Genomic DNA, 2,106 nt, shown 5'->3' with positions numbered 1-2,106 from the left:
CGGCGCGGCGGCGGAGACGGTGGGCACCGCGCGGGGCGACGCGCTGCGCTTCGCCGCCGACCGCGACGCCTATGCGGCGGGCGGGCGGGCGTTCCTGCTGGAACGCTACGACACCGACCTGATCGCCGCGCTGGCGCGCACGCCGCTGACCATCATCGACCAGCACCTGAGCGGCGGCGACGCGCCGGCGCTCGACCTGCGTCCGCCCTCCGCCCTCGTGCTGCCCCCCGCCGGCCCCGTCGATCCGGACTGAACCCAATGTCACACGCGCACACGCACGGTCACTCCCACAGCCACGGGCACGGGCACGGTCACGGGCACGGCCTGCATCACCATCACGCCCACGGGGCGGCGGAGTCCGGCGGGCGGCTGCGGGTCGCGCTGCGCTTCATCCTCGCCGGACTCGTCGTCGCGGGCGGGGTGCTCGCCGCCTGCATCGTCATGGTGCCGGCCGGGGAGGCGGTGGTCGTCACCCGCTTCGGCGATCCGGTGCGCGTACTGACGCGGCCGGGGCTCGCCTGGAAGCTGCCGATGCCGATCGACGGCACCATCACCGTCGATCTGCGGCTGCGCACCACGTCCACCGGGCTGCAGGATGTCGGCACCCGCGACGGGCTGCGCGTGCTGGCGCAGGCCTACGTGGCGTGGCAGGTGCCGGCCGATCCGGCGCGCATCACCCGCTTCCTGCGCGCCGTGCGCAACGACCCGGACGAGGCGGCGCGGCAGCTGCGCAGCTTCGTCGGCGCGGCATTGCATGTCACCGCGAGCAGCTTCGACCTCGCCGCCCTGGTCAACACCGATCCGGCGCAGGTGAAGCTCGACGAGGTGGAGCGGCGGCTGCGCGCGCAGGTCGCGGCGCGCGTCGCCGACATCTACGGCCTGGACGTGCGCGCCGTCGGCATCGAGCGACTCGGTCTGCCCGCCGAGACGATGGCCGCGACGGTCGGGCGCATGAAGGCCGAGCGCGAGACCGTCGCCGCCGAGCGCACCGCCGAGGGGCTGCGTCAGGCCGCCGCCATCCGCGCTGACGCCGAGCGCGACGCCCGCGTGACGGTCGCCGCCGCCCGCACCGAGGCCGCCGGGATCGAGGCGCGGGCGCAGGCGCAGGCCGCCGCCATCCAGGCCGGCGCCTATCGCGCCGATCCGCGCCTCTACACGCTGCTCCGTTCGCTCGACACCGTCGCCGCCGTGGTGGGGCCGGGCACGCGCGTCATCCTGCGCACCGACGCCGCGCCGTTTCACGTGCTGGTGGAGGCGCCGCCCGACGACACCGGACGCTGCGCCCCATGACCAGGGCGGCCGTCCGTCCCGGCGACGACGTCGCCGCCGGCCCGGTGGTGCAGGCGCTGACGATCGGCATGCGCGCGGTCTGGCTGGCGACCGCGCTGCTGGCCCTGGCCTGGCTCGCCTCCGGCATACGGCAGGTGCCGGCCGATCGCAGCGCCGTCGTCTATCGCTTCGGCCGCATCGTGCGCGTCGCCCCGCCCGGCCTGCTGCTGGCGTGGCCGTCGCCGGTGGAGCGGGTGGAGCTGATCCCGGGGCCGGAGCGGCAGATCTCGCTGCATGTCTCGCCGGTGCCGCGGGCGGAGGGGCTGGACGATGCCGTCGACCGTGCCGAGCACGCGCCGCCCCAGGGCAATGCCGGCAGCTATCTGACCGGCGACGGCGGCGTCGTGCTGCTCGACGCCGCGATGACGTTCCGCATCAACGATCCGGTCGCCTTCGCGCTCCAGCAGCTGCACATCCCGGCGGCGCTCGACCGGCTGTTCCGCGATGCCGCCGTGACCGTCGCCGCGCGCCACCGGCTCGATGATTTCCTGGTCACCGAGGCGGGCAGCGCCGCCCGGCCCGATGCCGCCGCGGCGCGGCAGGCGGTGCGCGACGAACTCGCCGCGGTGATGAACGCGCGCCTCGCCGCACTGGCGGCGTCGGGTGGCGCCCTCGGCATCGAGACGGTGCGCATCGACCTCACCGCGACGCTGCCGCCGCCGGCCAAGCGCGCCTATGACGCGGTGCTGTCGGCGACGCAGGGCGCCGATCAGGCGCTCGCCCGCGCCCGCACCGATGCCGAGCGCATCCGCCAGCAGGCCGCGCGCGAGCGCGACC

Annotated in this window: 3 protein-coding genes; all 3 read left to right on the top strand. The window is 76.1% G+C overall.

What is annotated here, in order from left to right; translation table 11 throughout:
- The coding region (locus B8460_RS15145; protein WP_048862442.1) for a hypothetical protein at positions 1-253 on the top strand (253 nt) is incomplete at its 5' end.
- A 5-nt stretch (positions 254-258) separates the two neighbouring features.
- Complete coding sequence (locus tag B8460_RS15140) at positions 259-1,290, top strand: SPFH domain-containing protein (protein WP_048862441.1); 1,032 nt, start codon at positions 259-261, stop codon at positions 1,288-1,290.
- On the top strand, positions 1,287-2,106 hold an 820-nt coding region (locus B8460_RS15135), incomplete at its 3' end, for an SPFH domain-containing protein (protein WP_048862440.1). The genes B8460_RS15140 and B8460_RS15135, both read left to right, overlap by 4 nt.

The sequence above is a fragment of the Acidisphaera rubrifaciens HS-AP3 genome (assembly GCF_000964365.1).
In the GTDB taxonomy this organism is placed as follows: domain Bacteria; phylum Pseudomonadota; class Alphaproteobacteria; order Acetobacterales; family Acetobacteraceae; genus Acidisphaera; species Acidisphaera rubrifaciens.
Note: the sequence above shows the minus strand (reverse complement) of the source record. Positions and strands in the feature narration are given on the sequence as shown.